Annotated in this window: 15 protein-coding genes, 2 tRNA genes, 2 rRNA genes and 1 pseudogene; 13 read left to right on the forward strand and 7 right to left on the reverse strand. The window is 63.8% G+C overall.

All coding sequences use genetic code 11. The annotated features are described in order from the left end of the window. Nucleotides 1–125: 125 nt before the first annotated feature. From EBI04_RS13850 to EBI04_RS10230, 5 genes are all read left to right on the forward strand, one after another. On the forward strand, nucleotides 126–1,136 hold the full coding sequence (locus EBI04_RS13850; RefSeq protein ID WP_135257368.1) for a transposase: 1,011 nt from the start codon (nucleotides 126–128) through the stop codon (nucleotides 1,134–1,136). A 209-nt stretch (nucleotides 1,137–1,345) separates the two neighbouring features. Beyond that, nucleotides 1,346–2,635, forward strand: a complete 1,290-nt coding sequence (locus tag EBI04_RS10215) for an ABC transporter substrate-binding protein (RefSeq protein ID WP_135257369.1) — start codon at nucleotides 1,346–1,348, stop codon at nucleotides 2,633–2,635. Between the two features lie 51 nt (nucleotides 2,636–2,686). Next, nucleotides 2,687–3,541, forward strand: a complete 855-nt coding sequence (locus EBI04_RS10220) for a carbohydrate ABC transporter permease (protein ID WP_308418059.1) — start codon at nucleotides 2,687–2,689, stop codon at nucleotides 3,539–3,541. Then, nucleotides 3,538–4,662, forward strand: a complete 1,125-nt coding sequence (locus EBI04_RS10225; protein ID WP_444545750.1) for a transposase — start codon at nucleotides 3,538–3,540, stop codon at nucleotides 4,660–4,662. The genes EBI04_RS10220 and EBI04_RS10225 overlap by 4 nt, the downstream gene beginning before the upstream one ends. Nucleotides 4,663–4,768: 106 nt before the next feature. Next, nucleotides 4,769–5,611, forward strand: coding sequence for a carbohydrate ABC transporter permease (locus EBI04_RS10230; protein WP_135257370.1), 843 nt, complete (start codon nucleotides 4,769–4,771; stop codon nucleotides 5,609–5,611). Between the two features lie 4 nt (nucleotides 5,612–5,615). Here EBI04_RS10230 and EBI04_RS10235 read toward each other — a convergent pair whose 3' ends face one another. Further along, a complete protein-coding gene (locus EBI04_RS10235) occupies nucleotides 5,616–7,184 on the reverse strand; it encodes a phosphoglucomutase (protein WP_135257371.1) in 1,569 nt (522 codons plus the stop codon). A 64-nt stretch (nucleotides 7,185–7,248) separates the two neighbouring features. After that, nucleotides 7,249–9,066, reverse strand: a complete 1,818-nt coding sequence (locus EBI04_RS10240) for a peptidylprolyl isomerase (RefSeq protein ID WP_135257372.1) — start codon at nucleotides 9,064–9,066, stop codon at nucleotides 7,249–7,251. A 44-nt stretch (nucleotides 9,067–9,110) separates the two neighbouring features. Between EBI04_RS10240 and EBI04_RS10245 the strand changes: the two genes are divergently transcribed. The 4 genes from EBI04_RS10245 to EBI04_RS10260 all read left to right on the forward strand — a co-directional run bounded on the left by EBI04_RS10245 (nucleotide 9,111) and on the right by EBI04_RS10260 (nucleotide 11,711). Next, nucleotides 9,111–9,187 (forward strand) — tRNA-Arg (locus EBI04_RS10245). Between the two features lie 89 nt (nucleotides 9,188–9,276). Beyond that, the gene (locus EBI04_RS10250) at nucleotides 9,277–10,428 is read left to right on the forward strand and encodes an MFS transporter (protein WP_135257373.1); all 1,152 of its coding nucleotides are present in this window, start codon (nucleotides 9,277–9,279) and stop codon (nucleotides 10,426–10,428) included. Continuing rightward, nucleotides 10,425–11,231 carry a universal stress protein gene (locus EBI04_RS10255; protein WP_135257374.1) on the forward strand — a complete coding sequence of 269 codons (807 nt, stop codon included), beginning with the start codon at nucleotides 10,425–10,427 and terminating at the stop codon, nucleotides 11,229–11,231. The genes EBI04_RS10250 and EBI04_RS10255 overlap by 4 nt, the downstream gene beginning before the upstream one ends. 48 nt (nucleotides 11,232–11,279) lie before the next feature. Then, nucleotides 11,280–11,711 (forward strand): CBS domain-containing protein, encoded by a 432-nt coding sequence (locus tag EBI04_RS10260; protein WP_135257375.1) that lies wholly within the window; start codon nucleotides 11,280–11,282, stop codon nucleotides 11,709–11,711. Here EBI04_RS10260 and EBI04_RS10265 read toward each other — a convergent pair. Continuing rightward, entirely contained in the window at nucleotides 11,708–12,055 is a 348-nt protein-coding gene (locus EBI04_RS10265) for a phage holin family protein (RefSeq protein WP_135257376.1), read from the reverse strand. The two genes, EBI04_RS10260 and EBI04_RS10265, sit on opposite strands and share 4 nt — an antisense overlap. 123 nt (nucleotides 12,056–12,178) lie before the next feature. Here EBI04_RS10265 and EBI04_RS10270 point away from each other — a divergent pair, with 123 nt between their 5' ends. From EBI04_RS10270 to EBI04_RS10285, 4 genes are all read left to right on the forward strand, one after another. Continuing rightward, entirely contained in the window at nucleotides 12,179–13,255 is a 1,077-nt protein-coding gene (locus EBI04_RS10270; RefSeq protein ID WP_135257377.1) for an integrase core domain-containing protein, read from the forward strand. 110 nt (nucleotides 13,256–13,365) lie between these two features. Next, nucleotides 13,366–16,242, forward strand: a 23S ribosomal RNA gene (locus EBI04_RS10275). An 82-nt stretch (nucleotides 16,243–16,324) separates the two neighbouring features. Continuing rightward, nucleotides 16,325–16,441 (forward strand): 5S ribosomal RNA (gene rrf, locus EBI04_RS10280). A gap of 29 nt (nucleotides 16,442–16,470) precedes the next feature. Beyond that, a tRNA-Gly gene (locus EBI04_RS10285) sits at nucleotides 16,471–16,546 on the forward strand. A gap of 33 nt (nucleotides 16,547–16,579) precedes the next feature. On the opposite strand, the pseudogene EBI04_RS10290 reads toward EBI04_RS10285, so the two are convergent. The 4 genes and pseudogenes from EBI04_RS10290 to EBI04_RS10305 form a co-directional block, all read right to left on the reverse strand. After that, nucleotides 16,580–17,208 (reverse strand): annotated as a pseudogene (locus EBI04_RS10290) (histidine phosphatase family protein). Next, nucleotides 17,205–18,206 carry a phosphoribosylformylglycinamidine cyclo-ligase gene (purM, locus tag EBI04_RS10295; RefSeq protein ID WP_135257940.1) on the reverse strand — a complete coding sequence of 334 codons (1,002 nt, stop codon included), beginning with the start codon at nucleotides 18,204–18,206 and terminating at the stop codon, nucleotides 17,205–17,207. The pseudogene EBI04_RS10290 and the gene purM overlap by 4 nt, the downstream one beginning before the upstream one ends. A 5-nt stretch (nucleotides 18,207–18,211) precedes the next feature. Beyond that, complete coding sequence (gene gatB / locus EBI04_RS10300; RefSeq protein ID WP_135257378.1) at nucleotides 18,212–19,621, reverse strand: Asp-tRNA(Asn)/Glu-tRNA(Gln) amidotransferase subunit GatB; 1,410 nt, start codon at nucleotides 19,619–19,621, stop codon at nucleotides 18,212–18,214. A 30-nt stretch (nucleotides 19,622–19,651) separates the two neighbouring features. Further along, on the reverse strand, nucleotides 19,652–20,740 hold the full coding sequence (locus tag EBI04_RS10305) for a type IV pilus twitching motility protein PilT (RefSeq protein WP_135257379.1): 1,089 nt from the start codon (nucleotides 20,738–20,740) through the stop codon (nucleotides 19,652–19,654). Nucleotides 20,741–20,750: the final 10 nt, after the last annotated feature.

Below are 20,750 nucleotides of genomic sequence, written 5' to 3' on the forward strand. Positions count from 1 at the left end.
GGGCCTCGGTTCCCTTCGGACAAAGCCGCGCTTGCCCATCTCGGGCAATGCATAACTCAAGAGGACTTGCAAGGCAAGCCCCCCTGCCTGAGCTCCCCCTTTGAGTTCAGACAAAATGGGGCTGTATGAGGAGCTTGCCGTTTGGACCGGAGGCTTTACGCCCCTTCGTGAGCCCTCTGCTGGATGCCTGGCTGGAGCGCCACGAGGAGAAGGTAGCCCGGTTGCTCTGGGCGATCCTGGCCTCAGGTTCTGCCCGCAAGAGCGATTGGGCCAGAGCCTACCGCCAAGAGGCCACGGAGGAAGCCAACTACAAGGCCATTGACCGACTCCTTCCCCTCCTGGAACCCCAGCGCTACCTCCTGCGCCTCCTGGACCCCAAGACCCCCTTCCTCCTGGTGGACCCCACGGAGGTACCCCGTCCCCAGGCGAAACGGACCCCCTACGTGGGCCGGCTTTCCGACGGCAAGACCCTGGGCTTTTGGGCGGTGGTGTTGGCCCAACCCTACGAGGGCCGGGCGGTGCCGGTGTACGTGGGGAGCTACTGGGAGGGGAAGCCGGAGGGGAGGAACCGGACGTGGGAGGATTGGGTGGAGGCGGTGCGGGAATACGTGGAGGAGGGGACGGTGTGGGTATTTGACCGGGAGTTCTCCTTTGCCGGGTGGCTGGAGGCGCTGGAGCGGGCGGGGGTGAGGTATGCGGTGCGGCTGAACCTGGGGACGAGGCCGCGGTTGGAATGGAGAGGGGAGCGGCTGGTGCCCTGGGTGGACCGGGGGCGGGAGGTGAGGTACGAGGGGGTGAGGTACCGGGGGGAGGTGGAGGTGAACCTGGTGGGGGTGTGGCGGGAGGGGATGCGGGAGGCGCTTTGGGTGATGGGGAACCTGCCTCCGGAGGAGCTTCTTGGGGTGTACGAGGAAAGGATGAAGATTGAGGAGGGGTTCAGGGACCTGAAGGGGCACATGGGGTTTGCTGGGGTGATGAGCAAGGGGTGGGAAGCGATGGAGAAGACGCTGGCCCTGGTGGCGTTGGCCTACGGGGTGGGGCTTTTGGTGGGGGAGGAGGCGCGGAGGCGCCTGAAAGGGGGGGCGCGAAGGGAAGGCGGAAGTGGGGGGTATACTCGGGGCTCTTTGTCCTCTTGAGAGGGCCTGTGCGCTTTTCCCGGGAAGAATGGGAAGGGATCCTGCGCCAAGCCTTGGAGGTCTGGTGGCACAGGCTATTTCCTGTTCCCCCTCATCCCCAGGAGGTAAAGGATGTCCGAACTTAGAGGGGGAGCTCAGCCCCTGCAGCTTGACAAGGGGGATGAACCTGGTTTAAAATCCTGCTTGGAAAAGCTTCCACGGAGGTCTGTATGAGGCGTAGGGAATTTCTCAAGAAGGCAGGGGTTGGATTGGCGGCCAGCGTCCTTTGGGGGCCGGCTTGGGTGCGGGCCCAGGCGGGCCCGGTCATCCGCGTGGCCGGGGACTCCACCGCGGTGGGCGAGGGCGGACGTTGGATGAAGGAGATGGTGGAAGCCTGGGGCAAGAAAACGGGCACCCGGGTGGAGTACATTGACTCCCCTGCGGACACCAACGACCGCCTGGCCCTCTACCAGCAGTACTGGGCCGCTAGGAGCCCCGACGTGGACGTCTATATGATCGACGTCATCTGGCCGGGCATCGTGGCCCCCCATGCGGCCGACCTTAAACAGTACTTCTCGGATGACGAGCTCAAGGAGTTCTTCCCCCGTATCGTCCAGAACAACACCATTCGCGGAAAGCTCACCTCCATTCCCTTCTTTACCGATGCGGGCATCCTCTACTACCGCAAAGACCTTTTGGAGAAGTACGGCTTCAAGAACCCACCCCGCACCTGGGCCGAACTGGAGCAGATGGCCCAGAAGGTCGTGGAGGGGGAGCGCAAGGCGGGCAACCGCGACTTCTGGGGCTTTGTCTTCCAGGGCAAGGCCTATGAGGGCCTTACCTGCGATGCTTTGGAATGGATCTACTCCCATAGGGGCGGGCGCATCATAGAGCCCGATGGCACCATCAGCATCAACAATGGCCGTGCGGCCCTGGCCCTGAACACCGTGCGCCGCTTTGTGGGCACCATCGCCCCCTCGGGGGTCACCAGCTATGCCGAGGAGGAGGCGAGGAACGTTTGGCAGCAGGGCAATAGCCTTTTCATGCGCAACTGGCCCTACGCTTACGCCCTTGGCCAGGCGGAGGGAAGCCCCATCCGCGGCAAATTTGGGGTCACGGTACTCCCTAAGGGCGGAGCCGATGCCCCCAACGCCGCCACCTTGGGGGGGTGGCAGCTCATGGTTTCCGCTTACAGCCGTTATCCCAAGGAGTCCGCCGACCTGGTACGGTACCTGGCTTCTTACGAGGTGCAGAAGGACAACGCCGTTCGGCTTTCCCGCCTGCCTACCCGTCCGGCCCTTTATACCGACCGGGATGTGCTGGCTAAAAACCCTTGGTTCCGCGACCTCCTTCCCGTCTTCCAGAATGCGGTTTCCAGGCCCTCCGATGTGGCCGGGGCCAGGTACAACCAGGTGTCCGAGGCCATCTGGACCGAGGTGCACAGCGTCCTCACTGGGAAGAAGACCGGGGAAACGGCGGTGCGGGACCTCGAGGGCCGCTTGCGCCGCATTCTGCGCTAGCCTTCTTCCCACCCCGGGGAACTGCTCCCCGGGGTTTATCCTCTAGGCATCATGCTGACACAACGACAGGTCCGCTTGGCCTGGGCCTTGGTCCTGCCTACCCTTGCGGTGGTAGTGCTGGTGGCGGGGTACCCTTTGGCCCAGGTGTTTTACTGGTCCTTCTTCCGGGCGGATATCGCCTTCGTGGAGCCCCCGGAGTTTTTGGGCTTCAAGAACTATCTTTACCTCCTGCAGGACCCTGACTTCCGCCAGGCCCTATGGAACACGGTGAAGTTCACCCTGGTCTCCGTCAGTCTGGAAACCCTTCTGGGCTTGGCCATCGCCCTGGTCATTCATTCCAACTTCAAGGGCCGGGGGTTGGTGCGCACCGCCATCCTTATCCCCTGGGCCATCCCCACGGTGGTTTCCGCCAAGATGTGGCAATGGATGCTCCACGACGTCTATGGGGTGATCAACGTCCTGGGGGTGAAGCTCGGCCTCCTCTCCCAGAAGGTGGCCTTCCTGGCCCGGCCCGAGCTGGTCTTGCCCGCCATCATCGCCGTGGACGTGTGGAAGACCACACCCTTCATGGCCCTTCTCCTGCTGGCTGGCCTCCAACTGATTCCCGAGGAGCTATACGAGGCAGCCAGCATCGACGGGGCCACCCGGTGGCAACAGTTCTGGACCATTACCCTCCCCCTCCTTACCCCCGCCCTGGTGGTGGCCCTCATCTTCCGCACCCTGGATGCCCTGAGGGTGTTCGACGTCATCTTCGTCATGAGCGGGGTGAATCCCGCCACCCGTACCCTGGCCGTTTACAACCGCCAAACCCTGATCGACTTCCTCAAAACTTGCACTTATCCACCCCCCGCATACCCATGCGCCAGGGGACCACTTGAAAAGGGCCGCCGGGTTCCCTTCGGATGAAGGGTGCCATGACCCAAACGGCCCATTCTCTACTCTGGACCCTCCTGGCCCTCCTGCCAACCCCCCACCTCCGCGAATCCCTCAAAGCGCTTCTTCTCCTCCTTCTCACCGGCCACGGCAAGGCCAGGCCCCAGCACAGCAAGACCAAGTCCCCTTCCGCCCTCTCCCGCTTCCTCAACCGCTATCCCTGGCCCACCCGCGCCCTCATCCGCCTGGCTCGCAAGAAGGCCCAGGAAACCCTCCACCGGGCCAGGCCCAGGCGGGGGCCCAAGCCCAGGCTCCTGGTGGTCCTGGACCTGGTCACCCTGGAGAAGCGGGGCCTCTTCCCCGCCTTGCCCCTCTCCTTTTTCCACGGCAAGTGGGGGCTCCACCTGGTGGTGCTCTATCTGGTGCTGGGAGAGCTGCGCATCCCCTGGGCCTACCGGGTGTGGCGGGGGAAGGGGGAGAAGGCCCTTTCCCTCCTTGCCCTGCGTCTTCTGGCCTCCCTGCCCCCCTGGATGCGCAAGTCCTTCCACCTTCGGGTGGTGGCCGATGCTGCCTTCGGCACCGCCCGGTTTCTTGTGGGGGTGCGGGGGTTGGGTCTGGAAGCGGTGGTGGGGATGCGGCGGGACCGAAAGACGCGGGAGGGGCTTCCCCTCTTTGGGCTCAGACGGCAGGGGAGTCGGGTGCATCTGCGGGGACTTCCCTTTCCCGTGTGGGTGAGCTGGTACCGCTATCCCTTACCCGGGGGAGGGTGGGAGTGGCGGTACGTGGTGGCCACCTTTCCTGCGGGGCCACGGACTGTGCTGGTGTGGGGGCGGCGGCGGTTTACCATTGAGCACTTCTTCCGCACGGTAAAGAGCGAGTTTTCCCTGGGGCGTTTTGGGCAGCGGACGGCCTTGGGGGTGCATCGGTTTCTGGTGCTGTCCTTCCTGGCTTACCTGCTGGCCCACTGGGTGAGGCTAGCTCCAGACGGGAGAGGTCTTTCTTGGCGGGAGGCTGGGCGGGAGGCGGCGCGCCTGCTTCTGCCGGAGGTGGTCTTGCGGGTCCTCATGGCCGAGCTGGGAGCTTTGGGTCTTTGGCCTCCGCCTGCGGGGGGAAGGGGGTGTTCATGCAGGGTATTCGGGAGGTGCAAGTTTTGAGCTTCCAGGACCTGGGGTATGGGTCGGCCATAAGCGTGGCCATTCTGCTTCTGATCTTCCTCTTCGTGGTGGTCTATATGCGCACCCTGGGTAGGGAGGCCTTGCGATGAGGACCTGGCTTCGTTTTGGAAATCGTCTCCTTTTTTACCTGCTGGTGGCCTTCGTGGTGGTGTACAGCGTCTTCCCCTTTTACTGGGCGGTGATCTCCAGCTTCAAGCCCTCCGATGCCCTTTTTGCCAGTAACCCCAGCTTTTTGCCGCTGCCCTTCACCCTGGACCACTACAGGAACGTGTTTCTCCAAGCCAACTTTGGCCGCAATCTTCTGAACTCCGTGGTGGTGGCGGGCGGGGCTACCCTGCTTTCCCTGTTCCTTGGGGTGCTGGCCGCCTACGCTTTGGGTAGGCTGCCTTTCCCTCCAAGAAACGCCGTGCTCTACCTGGTGCTGGCCATGACCATGTTCCCCCAGATCGCGGTGTTGGGGGGGCTTTTTATGCTGCTTCGCCAGGCGGGGCTCTTCAACACCCATTTGGGCCTCATCCTCAGCTACCTTCTTTTCACCCTCCCGTTTACCGTATGGGTCCTGGTGGGCTACTTCAAGGGTCTGCCCCGGGAGTTGGAGGAAGCAGCCTATGTGGATGGGGCCACGCCCTTGCAGACCCTGGTGCGCATCATGCTTCCCCTTACGGGCCCGGGTCTGGTGACCACGGGGCTTCTCGCCTTCATCGCCGCTTGGAACGAGTACCTCTTCGCCCTCACCTTCACCGTGGGGGACAAGGTGAAGACGGTGCCTCCAGCCATCGCCAGCTTTGGGGGGGCCACGCCCTTTGAGATTCCCTGGGGTTCCATTATGGCGGCCAGCGTGGTGGTGACCGTGCCCCTGGTGGTGCTGGTGCTCATCTTCCAGCAGCGGATTGTGGCAGGGCTTACCGCCGGGGCAGTGAAGGGCTAGGTACTCAGCCCAGGGTCTTTGTCACCAGGTTCAGGGCGGCCTCGAGGACCTCCTTTAGGTGCCCTTCTCCCTTGAAGCTTTCCGCGTACACCTTGGCCACGTCCTCGGTGCCGCTCGGGCGGGCGGCGAACCAGGCGTTTTCCGTCACCACCTTGAGGCCCCCTAGGGGCTCCCCGTTTCCGGGGGCCCGGGTGAGGATGGCCAGGATGGGCTCCCCTGCCAGTTCCCTTTCCTTTACATCCTCAGGGGAAAGGCGGGCCAGCCTGGCCTTGGCCTCGGGGGAGATGGGGAGGTCCTTGCGGGCGTAATGGGGCCGGCCCAGGCGCTCGGCCAGCTCCTCGTAGAGTTCGTCGGGGCCCTTTTCCCGCTTGGCCAGGATCTCCGCCGCCAAAAGCCCCAGGAGGATGCCGTCCTTATCGGTGGAAAAGGGCCTGCCGTCAAAGCGCAGGAAGCTGGCCCCGGCGCTTTCCTCCCCGCCGAATCCCAGCCAGCCTTCCAGGAGCCCGTCCACGAAGTACTTGAAGCCCACAGGGGTTTCGTAAACCTCCCGCCCCAAGGCCTTGGCCACCCGGTCCAGAAGGGCGCTGGTCACCGCGGTCTTGCCCACCTTGGCCCCCGGCCAGGTGCGGGTGGTGTAGAGGTGGAAGACGGCGGCCGCTAGGTAGTGGTTGGGGTTCATGAGGCCCCGCCGGGTGACGATGCCGTGGCGGTCGGCGTCGGGATCGTTGCCGATGGCCAGGTCAAAGCGGTCCTTCAGCGCCAGAAGGCCCGCCATGGCGTAGGGGCTAGAGCAGTCCATGCGAATCTTGCCGTCGTGGTCCGGGGGCACGAAGCGGAAGGTGGGGTCTACGGTGGGGTTGACCACCTCGAGGTGGAGCCGGTAGGCCTCGGCAAGCCGCTCCCACACCCTTAGGCTCGCTCCTCCCAAGGGATCCACCCCCAGGCGCAGGCTGGAAACCCGGATGGCCTCGAGGTCCACGGCCTCCCGGATCTTCTCCACATAAAGCCCCGCGTAGTCAAAGGGCTTGGCCCTTTTCAGGGCCTCCCGAAGGGGAAGGCGCTTCACGCCCTTTAGCCCTTCCGCAAGGAGGGCGTTGGCCCTTTCCTCAATGGCCTTGGTGATGCGGGTGTCGGCGGGGCCACCGGTAGGGGGGTTGTACTTAAGCCCCCCGTCCTCGGGGGGGTTGTGGCTGGGGGTGAGGAGGATGCCATCCGCCTTGGCGGGGTGCTGGGCGTTGTGCTCCAGGATGGCCAGGGAAACCAGAGGGGTGGGGGTGTGGCCCTCCTCGAGGTGCACCACTATGCCGTTGGCAGCGAGAACGGTAAGGGCCGTGGCCCAGGCAGGTTCGGAAAGGGCATGGGTGTCCTTGGCCAGGAAGAGGGGTCCGGTGGCTCCAAAGGAGGCCCGGAGGTCGGCAATGGCCTGGGCGATGGCCAGCACGTGGGCCTCAGTAAAGGTGCCCTTGAGGCTTGTGCCCCGGTGGCCGCTGGTGCCGAAGGCCACCCGCTGGAGGGGGTTTTGGGGGTCAGGGCGCTCTTCATAGTAGAGGGTGAGGAGCCTGAGGAGGTCCATGTTTCCATCTTAAAAAACCGAGGAGGCCCCAGGCGCCTGGGGCCTCCTGCGGGTTTCCCCCGGCCTAGGGCTTGGAAGGTGCTTCCTTGGGAGCCTCCTGTGTGGGGGGCTTCGCCGGCTCCGGGGTTTTGGGGGTGAGTTCCGCCAGCACCTGGCTCAGGCGGTTTTCTATTTGGGCTGCCTTACGGAGCTGCTGAATGAGGGCCTGAGCCTGCTGCTGCCGCTTCCGGTTGATGACCCCTTCCTTAGCTTGCTCCACCACTTCCGCGAAGGGCTTGAGCACCTCCGGCTTGCGGTCTTTGATGATCAGTACGGCAAAGGTGCCGTCTTCCAGCTTCACCACCTCGCTCACCTCCCCCAAAGGACCCGTGGGGAAGGTTTCCTTCACCTTGAAGACCAGGCGGTCCAAAACGGCGGGGAGCTGGTTGGGGTTCACGGTGCCGTACTCGGTGACGCTGCCCTCCTGGGCCTTGGCCAGGGCCTGTAGATCGCCGCCTTTTAAAGCCGCCTCCCGGAAGGCCTTGGCTTTGGCCTCGGCCTTAAAGACTACCCCCGTCACCTCGGCGCTGGCCGGGATGGTGAAGAGGGCGGGGTTTTCCGCGTAGAACTTGCGGGCTTCCTCCTCGGTGGCGCCAAGGCCGCGGGTTTCGTAGAGGAGGTAGGCCTGGGCGATCTGGTCCTTGGAGCCGATATAGGGCTTGCCGCTCTTCTTGGCGGCCTCCACCAGGAGCTCGCGGTCGATCAGGCTTTCTAGGGTCTGGGGCAGGAAGAACTGCACCGCCAGCTCCCCTAGGCCCTGCTGGATGAGGGATGCGGTCTGCTGGTTGGAGAAAACCGGCTGGAGAATCTCGCTCAGCAGGATTTCCCTGTCGCCCACCTTGGCCACAGGGGGGTTCTTGTAGCTGTAGGGGCTATCCTCGGCGAAGCGCACTTGGGCCTTCCGGCGGAGGTCTTCCAGGTAGGCCTCGAGGGCCCCGTTCCCCTTGGCCTCCTGGGCATCCTTCTCCACCTGCTCCTTCACCTCCTCAAAGGTGGGTACCTTGGGGGGCAGGTACTCCTCCACCTTCACCAGGTAGTACCGCCCCCCCGCCTCGATGGGCCCCACCAGGCCCGGCCCCTTTTGGGCGAATACCGCCTCCGCCACCTTCTCGGGGAAGACCACCTTGGTCACGGGCTTGGGCTCGCTCTCCCCGGGCCCGGCGCCCAAGGCACCACCCTGCTCCGCACCCACCTTGGAGTGCTGCTTGGCCAAGGCGGCAAAGTCCTCCCCGGCCTTGGCCTTGGCCAGAAGCTCCGCCGCCAGTTTGGCATCGTCCACCACGATCTGGCGGGCCCTCACCCGGGGCTCCCCCTTGTAGTCCTCCTGGTGCACTTCAAAGTAAAACCGCACCTCTTCCGGGGTGGGCTTGGCTGCGGAGCGGATCTGCTCGAGGCGCTTTTGGATCTGAAGCTGGGTTTTTACCTCGCTTCTGAGCTGGGCATCCGTGTATCCCACCTGGTTCAGGAACTGCTCGTAGGCCTTCTTGTCCTTTAGGCCAAACTGTTCCTTGATGCGGTCCACCTCCTTGCGCACCTCGGCGCTACCCACCCGTATCCGGGCGGCGTCCTGTTTGAGGGCCTCGGTGAGGATCACCTGCTCCAGGAAATGGGTGTCCACTAGGTTCTTGAGAAGCCCTTGCGGGTTTGCGGCGTAAAGGGGGTCGTTACCCTGGAGCCTGAGCAGGTCCAGCTCGTAAACGGCCTTCCCGTTCACCCACAGCACGGGTTTGCCCCGTGCCTGTTGCCCTGCCTGCGGGGTGAAGAGGAGGATGGCCCCCACGGCGAAGGCCAAGGCCAAAAGACCGAAAAGGATGGTGATGGCTTTCTTGCTGATGCCGAACACTTGACCGCCTCCTCCTTAGCGTGCTAGGATACTTCCCGCTGAGTGCGCCCGTAGCTCAGCTGGATAGAGCGTCGGCCTCCGGAGCCGAAGGTCAGAGGTTCGAGTCCTCTCGGGCGCGCCATTTTTCTTTTTCCCTCGCCTACCGGAAAGCCCACAAGCACGAAGGGATTGTAACACACTCCCCATGAGAAAGGGGTTTAGCATGGGAGGGTGCTGCCGCTTCTCCTGGCCTGGCTTCACACGGTCAACGACCTCTTTTCCAACTTCCTTACACCCCTTCTGCCCAAGCTGATGGCCCACTTTGGGGTAGGGCTTGGGACGGTGGGGCTTCTGGTGTCCGTGTATTCCCTTACGGGTAGCCTTTTCCAGCCCCTGGCCGGCCTCATCGCCGACCGGTTGGACCGAAGGCTTTTGGCAGCCTTGGGGCCGGTGCTGGTGGCTTTGGGCATGGGCTCCTTGGGCCTATGGCCTCGGCTCGAGGTGCTGCTTTGGGTCCTGGGGCTTGCTGGCTTGGGTTCGGCTCTTTTCCACGCCTCGGGGGCCAGCCTGGTGGGGGAGTTTGCTCCCAAGGAACGGCGAGGCTTTTGGCTCTCCTTTTTTGGGTCGGCAGGGTATCTGGGCCTTTCCTTGGGACCGGTGGTGGCCCTCTTCGTGGTGAGCGCTTGGGGGCTTAAGGGCCTTTTGTGGTTAACCCCCCTCGCCCTATTTCCGGCCCTTTTTCTCCTGCGGCTTCCTCCCGTGCGGCGTCGAGGAAAGCCCGCAGGCTTCAGGGAGTTTCTAAGGGTCTTTCGCGGGGATGTAGCCCGGCTTTGGGGGATGGCCACCTTAAGGAGCCTGGTGTTTATGAGCTTTTCCACCACCCTGCCCTACTGGTTTACCCAAAGGGGCCTTTCCGATGCGTACATTGCCTTAAGCCTTTCCACCTATAGCTTCTCCGCCACCTTGGGCGCCTTCCTTGGGGGTACCCTTTCCGACCGCCTGGGGCGGAAGGCGGTTTTGGTGGGAACCCTGGCCTTTGGGCTTCCCCTGTACCTGGGCCTTCTTTTCCTGCCTCCCGGAGGTGCGCCCTACCTGGTCCTTCTGGCCCTGACCGGGGCTTTGATGAACGCGGGGATCCCGGTGGCCGTGGCCTTGGCCCAGGAGCTGGAACCCGGCCAAACGGCCACGGTTTCCGGGCTTCTCATGGGCTTTACTTGGGGTTTCGCCGGGCTCTTCTACGCCCCCATAGGACACTTGATCGAGGTCTTCGGTGTGATGCCGGTTCTCCTGGCCCTGGGGGCCTTGATCCTGCCCGCCTGGGCCTTGGCCCAAGGGGTACGGGAACCGGGGGCTAGGTCTGAGGGACGTAAGATGGATCCATGAGGATCCTTCTGGCCACAGATGGTTCTCCCCAGGCCCGGGGGGCGGAAGTGCTGGCGGAGTGGCTTTGCTACAAGCTTTCCGCCAAGTTGGCGGCCCTCTACGTCCGGGATTCCCGCCTCATCCGGGTGCTGGAGCTCATGGACTTCGGGGCCCTTACCGTGCCCGTGCCCGCCTATCGGGAAGAGCTGGAAAAGGCCCTTTCCGCCCATGGCGAGGCGTTATTGGAGCGCATTCGCAAAAGCGCCGAGGAGGCGGGGCTTCGGGTGGAGGTCTTCATGGAAACCGGGTTACCCCACGAGGTGATCTTGCGCCACGCCCGCACCGCGGACCTCCTGGTCATGGGCCGAAGCGGGGAAACCCATGGGGGTAGTTTCGTGGGGTTGGGAAGCACCGTGGATAGGGTTTTAAGAACCTCGCCTACCCCGGTTCTGGTGGCGCCCACCGACTACGTGGAGATCCAAGGGGCCATCCTGGGTTACAACGCTTCGGAAAGCGCGGTGCGGGCCTTGCACACCTTAGCCAGTTTGGCCAAACCCCTGGGGCTTTTGGTGCGGGTGGTGAGCGTGCACGATGATCCGGTGCAGGCAGGGGCCTGGGCCCTCGAGGCGCAGACCTACTTGCAGGATCAGGGGATCCGGGTGGAGTCCCTGGCCTTCTCGGGCGATCCCGCAGAGCATCTTCTGTCCTTGCAAACCCCCTCGGATCTTTTGGCCCTGGGAGCGCCGGTGCGCCGCTTGGTCCTGGGGAGCACCACCGAATACGTGGTGCGCCATGCGGTGGGGCCGGTCCTCACCGTGCGATAAGCGCTTGCCCGGTCTGGTATAATGAATCCCTAAAGGAAAGGGGGTTCTATGACCGTTCGGCAGATCCTGTTGCGCAAGGGGGGAGGGGTCTATGGCGTTCACCCCCAGGCCACGGTGCTGGAGGCTTTGCGCAAGCTGGCGGAGCACGACATCGGGGCCCTCCTGGTCATGGAGGGGGAGAGGCTCCTCGGCGTCTTCTCCGAGCGGGACTATGCCCGGAAGCTGGTCCTCCTGGGCCGGTTTTCCAAGGACACCCTGGTGGAGGAGGTCATGACCCGCGAGGTGATCACGGTGACTCCCGAAACCACCTTGGAAGAGGCCATGCGCTTGATGACCGAGCACCGGGTGCGGCATCTTCCTGTCTTGGAGGAGGGCAAGGTGGTCGGGGTGGTTTCCATCGGGGATGCGGTCAAGGCCATCATCACCCAGCAGGAGGTCCTGATCGAGGAGCTTTCCCGCTACGTGATGGAAAACCGCTAGTCGCGGAACAGCCAGCTGAGAAGAAGGCTTACCAAGGAAAGGAGCAGGGCGCCGATCAGGGCCTCGAGGAAGCCTGAAACCTGAAGAGCCGTGACTTGGGCCACCAGGTAAAGCACAATGCCGTTGACCACCAGGGTGAAGAGCCCCAGGGTTATGAGGTTTAGGGGCAGGGTTAGGAAAAGGAGAATGGGCCGCAGCAGGGCATTGGCCAGTCCCCATACCGCCCCCGCCACCAGGTAGTCCAAAAGCCCCGCTTCACGGGTGAAGGAAATCCCCGGGTACACCAGGCTCACCAGCCAAAGGGCCAGGGTGTTGAGGAGAAGCCGTACCAACAGGTTGCGCACGGCCTTAGCTTACCCCAAAAGCTTACCCCAAAAGCCCCCACCCCCTGAACCTGGACAGACACATGTGAGACGCTGAATGGGATAAAAAGATGGGGAACCGACCCTGTAGCGGAGGTTCCCCATATGCAGCTTACCTCGTTTGGCCGAGCGATAGGGCAAGGGGCTAGCCAAGGGACAAGACTGGCCGAAGCGGGGGCAGGCGACCCGGATGTCCAGGAACGCCTTCGCAAGGTGAAGTTGGTGAAAGCCCTGCGGGAGAGCAAGCGGAGCTGGGAAGAGATTCGGGAGTTTTTAGGCATCAGCCGGGCCACCTACTACCGTTGGGAAAGGGCTTTGAGGGAGAAGGGGCTAGCCGGACTCAAGCCCAAGTCCCGCCGCCCCCGGCGCCTGCGGGGAAAGGTGCACTGGAGGCCCGAGCTTCTTTCGCGGGTGGAGGAGCTGAGGAGGGAGAACCCCACCTGGGGGCGGTGGCCCATCTGGCTCACCTTGCGCCAGGAGGGCTTCCGGCTAGGGGAACGGACGGTGGGCCGGATTCTGGCCTATTTGGAGGGGAGGGGACGGGTGGAGAGGGTGGCCTGCTTTCTGGCCCGGAGGGGGAGAGGGAAGGCCAGGGGAAGACCTAGGAGACCCTACGCCCGGGGTAAGCCCCGGGGATACGAAGCTCAAGCCCCTGGGGACCTGGTACAGGTGGACACCTTGATAGTGAGCCTGGGACCGGGGGAGGTGGTGCGGCACTTTTCGGCGGTGGACCTCTTTACCCGCTATGCCCTGGGGGAGGTGCACAGCCGGGCCACGGCGAGGCTAGCGGGGGAGTTTCTGTCCCGACTGGTGGCCCAGGCGCCTTTCCCCATCCGGGCGGTACAGGTGGATGGGGGTAGCGAGTTCATGGCGGAGTTTGAGGAGACATGCCGACGTTTGGGGGTTGCTCTTTTCGTGCTGCCTCCCCGGAGCCCCAAGCTCAACGGGCACGTGGAGCGGTTGCAACGGACTTTTAGGGAGGAGTTTTATACCCGAGCTTTGCCCACGAGGGTGAGCGAACTACAGGCGGAGCTCAATGCCTACCTTGACCACTACAACCGCAGAAGGCCCCACAGGGCCTTGGGTGGCCTTGCTCCCTTGGAGTTCCTGGCTAAGATATGGGGGGAGTCGGTTCCCCAAGGTGTCTCAAATGTGGTGGCCAATTACACCCCCTTGACATAGCTTCTCGGGTCTGGTAGTTTTTTCTTTGCGCTGCCTGAAGGGGCGGCGGGGGATCTTGAAAGCTGGGGTGGAGGATAGGTAGTTGGAGGCCGTGATGAGCGGTCTTGCAGGGTCAAGATGCTAAGGGCCCACGGTGGATGCCTTGGCACCCGAGCCGATGAAGGACGTGGCTACCTGCGATAAGCCAGGGGGAGCCGGTAGCGGGCGTGGATCCCTGGATGTCCGAATGGGGGAACCCGACCTGTGGGAACACGGGTCACCGCCTGTTGGCGGGGGGAACCTGGGGAACTGAAACATCTCAGTACCCAGAGGAGAGGAAAGCGAAAGCGACTCCCTGAGTAGCGGCGAGCGAAAGGGGAAGAGCCTAAACCGTCCGGCTTGTCCGGGCGGGGTCGTGGGGCCCTCGGATACCGAATCCCCGACTCTAGCCGAAGCTGTTGGGAAGCAGCGCCGGAGAAGGTGAAAGCCCTGTAGGCGAAAGGGGAGGGGATAGGTGAGGGTACCCGAGTACCCTGTGGTTCGTGGAGCCATGGGGGAATCTGGGCGGACCACCGCCTAAGGCTAAGTACTCCGGGTGACCGATAGTGGACCAGTACCGTGAGGGAAAGGTGAAAAGAACCCCGGGAGGGGAGTGAAATAGAGCCTGAAACCGTGGGCTTACAAGCAGTCGCGGCCCCTAAAGGGGTTGCGGCGTGCCTATTGAAGCATGAGCCGGCGACTCACGGTCGTGGGCGAGCTTAAGCCGTGGAGGCGGAGGCGTAGGGAAACCGAGTCCGAAGAGGGCGTTAGTCCGCGGCCGTGGACCCGAAACCGGGTGAGCTAGCCCTGGCCAGGGTGAAGCTGGGGTGAAGCCCAGTGGAGGCCCGAACCGGTGGGGGATGCAAACCCCTCGGATGAGCTGGGGTTAGGAGTGAAAAGCTAACCGAACCCGGAGATAGCTGGTTCTCCCCGAAATGACTTTAGGGTCAGCCTCAGGTGCTGACTGGGGCCTGTAGAGCCCTGATAGGGCTAGGGGGCCCACCAGCCTACCAAACCCTGTCAAACTCCGAAGGGTCCCAGGTGGAGCCTGGGAGTGAGGGCGCGAGCGATAACGTCCGTGTCCAAGCGCGGGAACAACCGAGACCGCCAGCTAAGGTCCCGAAGTCTGGGCTAAGTGGGAAAGGATGTGGCGTTGCTGAGACAGCCAGGAGGTTGGCTTAGAAGCAGCCATCCTTTAAAGAGTGCGTAATAGCTCACTGGTCGAGTGACGCTGCGCCGAAAATGATCGGGGCTTAAGCCCAGCGCCGAAGCTGCGGGTCTGGGGGTTAATCCCCCGGGCGGTAGGGGAGCGTTCCCGATGCCGAGGAAGGTCGTCCGCGAGGGCGGCTGGAGGTAAGGGAAGTGCGAATGCCGGCATGAGTAACGATAAACAGGGTGAGAATCCCTGTCGCCGTAAGCCCAAGGGTTCCTACGCAATGGTCGTCAGCGTAGGGTTAGGCGGGGCCTAAGGTGAGGCCGAGGGGCGTAGCCGAAGGGCAGCCGGTTAATATTCCGGCCCTTCCCATGGGTGCGATGGGGGGACGCTCTAGGCTAGGGGGACCGGAGCCATGGACGAGCCCGGCCAGAAGCGCAGGGTGGGAGGTAGGCAAATCCGCCTCCCGTGAGCTCTGCGTGGTGGGGAAGCCCGTGAGGGTGACAACCCCCCGAAGCCAGGGAGCCGAGAAAAGCCTCTAAGCACAACCCATGGGAACCCGTACCGGAAACCGACACAGGTGGGCGGGTGCGAGAGCACTCAGGCGCGCGGGATAACCCTCGCCAAGGAACTTTGCAAGTTAGCCCCGTAACTTCGGGAGAAGGGGTGCTCCCCGCGAGGGGAGCCGCAGTGAACAGGCTCTGGCGACTGTTTACCAAAAACCCAGCTCTCTGCGAACTCGTAAGAGGAGGTATAGGGAGCGACGCTTGCCCGGTGCCGGAAGGTCAAGGGGAGGGGTGCAAGCCCTGAACCGAAGCCCCGGTGAACGGCGGCCGTAACTATAACGGTCCTAAGGTAGCGAAATTCCTTGTCGGGTAAGTTCCGACCTGCACGAAAAGCGTAACGACCGGAGCGCTGTCTCGGCGAGGGACCCGGTGAAATTGAACTGGCCGTGAAGATGCGGCCTACCCGTGGCAGGACGAAAAGACCCCGTGGAGCTTTACTGCAGCCTGGTGTTGGCTCTTGGTCGCGTCTGCGTAGGATAGGTGGGAGCCTGGGAAGCCGCCCTTTCGGGGGCGGTGGAGGCGCCGGTGAAATACCACCCTGATGCGGCTGGGGGCCTAACCCAAGGGATTGGGGACAGCGCTTGGCGGGCAGTTTGACTGGGGTGGTCGCCTCCTAAAGGGTAACGGAGGCGCCCAAAGGTTCCCTCAGGCGGGACGGAAATCCGCCGGAGAGCGCAAGGGTAGAAGGGAGCCTGACTGTGAGGCCTGCAAGCCGAGCAGGGGCGAAAGCCGGGCCTAGTGAACCGGTGGTCCCGTGTGGAAGGGCCATCGATCAACGGATAAAAGTTACCCCGGGGATAACAGGCTGATCTCCCCCGAGCGTCCACAGCGGCGGGGAGGTTTGGCACCTCGATGTCGGCTCGTCGCATCCTGGGGCTGAAGAAGGTCCCAAGGGTTGGGCTGTTCGCCCATTAAAGCGGCACGCGAGCTGGGTTCAGAACGTCGTGAGACAGTTCGGTCTCTATCCGCCACGGGCGCAGGAGGCTTGAGGGGGGCTCTTCCTAGTACGAGAGGACCGGAAGGGACGCACCTCTGGTTTCCCAGCTGTCCCTCCAGGGGCATAGGCTGGGTAGCCATGTGCGGGAGGGATAACCGCTGAAAGCATCTAAGCGGGAAACCCGCCCCAAGATGAGGCCTCCCACGGCTTGAGCCGGTAAGGACCCGGGAAGACGACCCGGTGGATGGGCCGGGGGTGTAAGCGCCGCGAGGCGTTGAGCTGACCGGTCCCAATCGTCCGAGGTCTTGACCCTTTTTGCCCTGATGACCACCCCAGCTTGGATCCCCTGCCGCTCGTGGGCGGCGTGGGATTTTGAAAGGCAAAACACGAGAATCCCCCGTGCCCCTAGCGGCGTGGAACCACCCGTTCCCATTCCGAACACGGAAGTGAAACGCGCCAGCGCCGATGGTACTGGGACCGCAGGGTCCTGGGAGAGTAGGTCGGTGCGGGGGATTTTTTCTACGCGCCCCGTGTGGCGCGCGCGGGAGTAGCTCAGTTGGTAGAGCACGACCTTGCCAAGGTCGGGGTCGCGGGTTCAAGTCCCGTCTCCCGCTCCACATATTACCCCCAGGCATAGGCCTGGGGGTTTTTCATTTGACGCTTTCGTCGGAAAGCCAGTCGGCCCAGGTTTCCAGGTGGGCGCTATCGGAAACGGCGAGGACCTCCCGCTCGGGCAGAAGGACCCGGGTGATGGAGGTGTTGGGGATGTGGAAGCGCCGCCAGGTGTCCCCCTCGAGGTCCAGGGCCATCTTCAAGGCGGCGCGGATTACCCCCCATGGGTTACCAGGAGGTGCCGTCCGGCTGGGAGCGTTTCAAGGAAAACCTCCAGGCGCCGGGCTAAGTCCGCCATACTTTCTCCTCCAGGACGAGGGGTATGCCAGGGATCCCTTTGGGCAGCCCGCATGAACTCGGGGTACCGGGCCTCCGCTTCCTCCCGGCTCAGGCCGGCCAGGGCACCCACATCGATTTCCCGCAAGAGGGGGGTGGTTTCCAAGGGAAGGCCCAGCACCGCTGCCAGGGGCTCGGCGGTTTCCCGGGCCCGGCGCAGGTCGGAGGCGTAAAGCCCGTGAAAGGGAAGCTGGCTTCGGGAAAGGCGCTGGGCCAGGCGGAAGGCCTGGCCGATCCCCGCAGGGGAGAGGGGTACATCCAGGTGGCCCTGGAAGCGCTTCTTGACGTTCCACTCGGTTTCCCCGTGGCGGATGAGCCAGAGCTCTTTCATACCAGCCGAACCCCGGAGCCTGCCACTACCCGTCCCACTCTGAAGCTTTCCACCAGGTCCGGGGCCCTCTGGGCCTCCTTTTCCGGCAGGACCAGGATAAGCCCAAGGCCCATGTTGAAGACCCGGTACATCTCCTCCTCCGGTATGTTTCCCAAGTGTTGCAGGTAGGGGAAGATGGGGGGGATGGGCCAGCTTCCCTTTCGGATCTCCGCTCCCAGGCCCTCGGGAAGAGCCCGGGGCAGGTTTTCCGGGAGGCCCCCTCCGGTGATGTGGGCGATGGCGTGGATCCTCACCCCAGCTTCCTTGAGCCTTAGGAACTCCTTGAGGTAAGCCCGGTGGGGGCGGAGGAGGGCTTCTTTTAGGCTTTCCCCAAGCTCGGGTACGGGCGCCTCGAGGTCCAGCCCCTCCACCACCTTCCGGATCAGGGAGTACCCGTTGGTGTGGGGACCGGAGGAGGGAAGGGCCAGGAGGAGATCCCCTTCCTGCACCCTTTCCGGGCCCAGGATCTCCTCCCGCTCCACCACACCCACTAGGGTACCCGCCATGTCCCAGGCCCCCTCCCGGTACACCCCGGGCATCTCGGCGGTTTCCCCGCCCAAAAGGGGAATGCCCAGGGCCTTGCAGGCCTCGGCCAGGGAGGTGAGAAGCGTGGAAAGCACTTCCTCCTCCAGGCGGCTTGCCGCCAGGTAGTCCATGAAGAAGAGGGGCAGGGCTCCCTGGGCCAGGAGGTCGTTCACGGAGTGGTTCACCAGGTCGAAGCCCAGCCCGGACACATTGCCCGTCTGCAGGGCCAGGAGGGTCTTGGTGCCCACCCCGTCGGTGGTGGCCACCAGAACCGGATGGTGCATTCCCTTTAGGGCTTGGGCGTCAAAAAGCCCCCCGAAGGCCCCAAGCCCCCGAAGGACCTCTTTCGTATAGGTGGCGGCGATGGCCTCCTTGGCCCGCTTCAGGGCCTCGGCTTTGGCCTCGATGTGGACCCCGGCTTCCTCGTAACGCATCGGCCTCATCCTACCCCAAGGGCCTCGAGGAGAAGCCTTCGCACCAGATCGGGCTTGGCCTGGCCCTTGGTCCTCCGCATCACCTGGCCCAGAAGGGCGTCCAGGGCTTTGAGCTTCCCCTGGCGCACGCTCTCTGCCGCCTCGGGCATGGCGGCGATCACCTCGGCCACCACGGCCCTCAGGGCTCCCTCGTCGGCCACCACCCTTAGGCCCCGCTCCCGCACCAGGGCCTCGGGATCCTTGCCCTCCAGCACCTCGGGCAGAAGCTCCTTGGCTACCCGGCTGGTGATCTCCCCCCGCTCAAAGAGGGCCACCAGGCGGGCGAGGCCTTCCGGGACAAGGCGGGTCTGCTCCAAGGTAAGCCCCCGCTCGTTCAGGAGCCCGGCCACGTCCGCCAGAAGCCAGTTGGCCAGGGCCTGGGGGGAGGCTTGGCCGAGGGCGAGGGCCTGGTCCAGGAAGCGGGCCAGGGAGGGGGTGTAGGCCAGGACCTCGGCGTCTTGGGCCTTGATCCCCAAGGCCTGGTAGCGCCTTTCTTTTTCCCAAGGGAGTTCAGGGAGGTCTTGCCGGATGGCCTCGAGCCACTCCCGGGAAATGGGCACCGGGGGGAGGTCGGGCTCGAGGAAATAGCGGTAGTCCGCCTCCTCCTCCTTGGTGCGCATGGGGTAGGTTTTGCCGCTTCCCTCCTCAAAGCCCATGGTGGCCTGTTTGACCTTCTCCCCCCGCCTCAGGATCTCGGTTTGGCGGCGGATCTCGTACTCCAGGGCCCGTTGCACGCTCTTAAAGGAGTTCAGGTTTTTGATCTCCACCTTGGTGCCCAAAGGCTCCCCCGCGCGGCGTACGGAAACGTTCACGTCGGCCCTCATTTTCCCCTCCTCGGGGCTGGCCTCGGAGATGCCTAGGGTCTGGACCAGGGCCTGGATGCGCTGCAGGAAAAGCCGGGCTTCCTCGGGGCTTCTGAGATCGGGCTCGGTGACGAGCTCAATCAAGGGGCTTCCCGCCCGGTTCAGGTCCAGAAGGGTGCGGTCCTCCAGGTGGAGGCTTTTCCCGGCATCCTCCTCCAGGTGGAGGCGCTTGATGCGCACGGTCCTTTCCCCTAAGGGGAGGCTACCTCCCTGGCCCAAGGGGAGGTCATACTGGCTGATCTGGTAGTTCTTGGGCAAATCGGGGTAGAAGTAGTTCTTGCGATGGAAGACCAGCCTCTCCGGAATCCGGCTGCCCAGGGCCAGGGCGAGCCTGAGCCCGAACTCCACCGCCTTCTTATTGGGCACGGGCAGGGCCCCGGGTAACCCCAGGCACACGGGGCAGGTATGGGTGTTGGGCGGGGCGCCGAAATAATCGGCCTGGCACCCGCAGAAGGCCTTGGTCCGGGTCTTTAAGTGCAGGTGGACCTCGAGGCCGATGGCCGCCTCATACATGGCCTAGAGTTTACCAAGCCCCATGGGTGCTTAAGGGCGCTTGCTCCCCTCCTGCACCCCGGCCAGGCGCATGAACTCCTTGGGGTCCACCGCCCGGGAGAGGCCCAGCTCGTAGGTGATGAGCTTGCGCCGGTAGAGGTCGGCCAGGCAGGCGTCCATGGTGATCATCCCGTACTGGCCGCCCGTCTGGATGACGCTCCTAAGCTGGTGGCTCTTGCCCTCCCGGATCAAAGCCCTTACCGCAGGGGTGGCGATCATGAGCTCGTAGGCCAGCACCCGACCGCCCCCGAAGGCCTTGGGCAGGAGCTGCTGGGTGAGGACGGCCACCAGGTTGTTGGAAAGCTGCACCCGCACCTGCTCTTGCTGATTTTCCGGGAAGACGTCGATGATGCGGTCGATGGTCTCCGGGGCGGAGTTGGTGTGCAGGGTGCCCATGACCAGGTGCCCGGTCTCCGCGGCGGTGATGGCGGCGGCGATGGTTTCGTAGTCCCGCATCTCCCCCACCAGGATCACGTCTGGGGCCTGGCGGAGAACGCTTCTAAGCGCCTTGTGGAAGCCGTGGGTGTCGGAGCCGATTTCCCGCTGGTTGACGATGGCCTTCTTGTGCTTGTGGAAGAACTCTATGGGATCCTCGATGGTCACGATGTGCACCGGCTTGCGCTCGTTGATGTAGTCGATCATGGAGGCTAAGGTGGTGCTCTTCCCCGACCCGGTGGGCCCCGTGACCAGGACCAGGCCCCGGGGGCTTAGGGCGATCTCGGCGATGTTCTTGGGCAGGCCCAGCTCCTCAAAGCCCTTGATGGTGGCGGGCACCACCCTTAAGACCCCTCCCACGCTTCCCCGTTGCAGGAAGACGTTCACCCGGTAGCGCCCTTTTCCCGGGAGGCTGAAGGAGAAGTCCAGCTCCTTTTCCTCCTCAAAGATCCGCTGCTGCTTCTCGTCCATGAGGGCGTACATCAGCCGGCGGGTGTCCTGGGGGGAGAGGGTCTCGTACTCCGTGGGGTGGAACTCCCCGTCCACCTTGATCATGGGGGGAAGGCCCACGGTGATCACCAGGTCGCTGGCCCCCCGCTCCGCCGCCAGGGTCAGAAGATCCACGATATCCAGTGCTTTGGCCATAGCTGACTCC

Origin of the sequence: Thermus caldilimi (assembly GCF_004684245.1) — a bacterium.
GTDB lineage: Bacteria > Deinococcota > Deinococci > Deinococcales > Thermaceae > Thermus > Thermus caldilimi.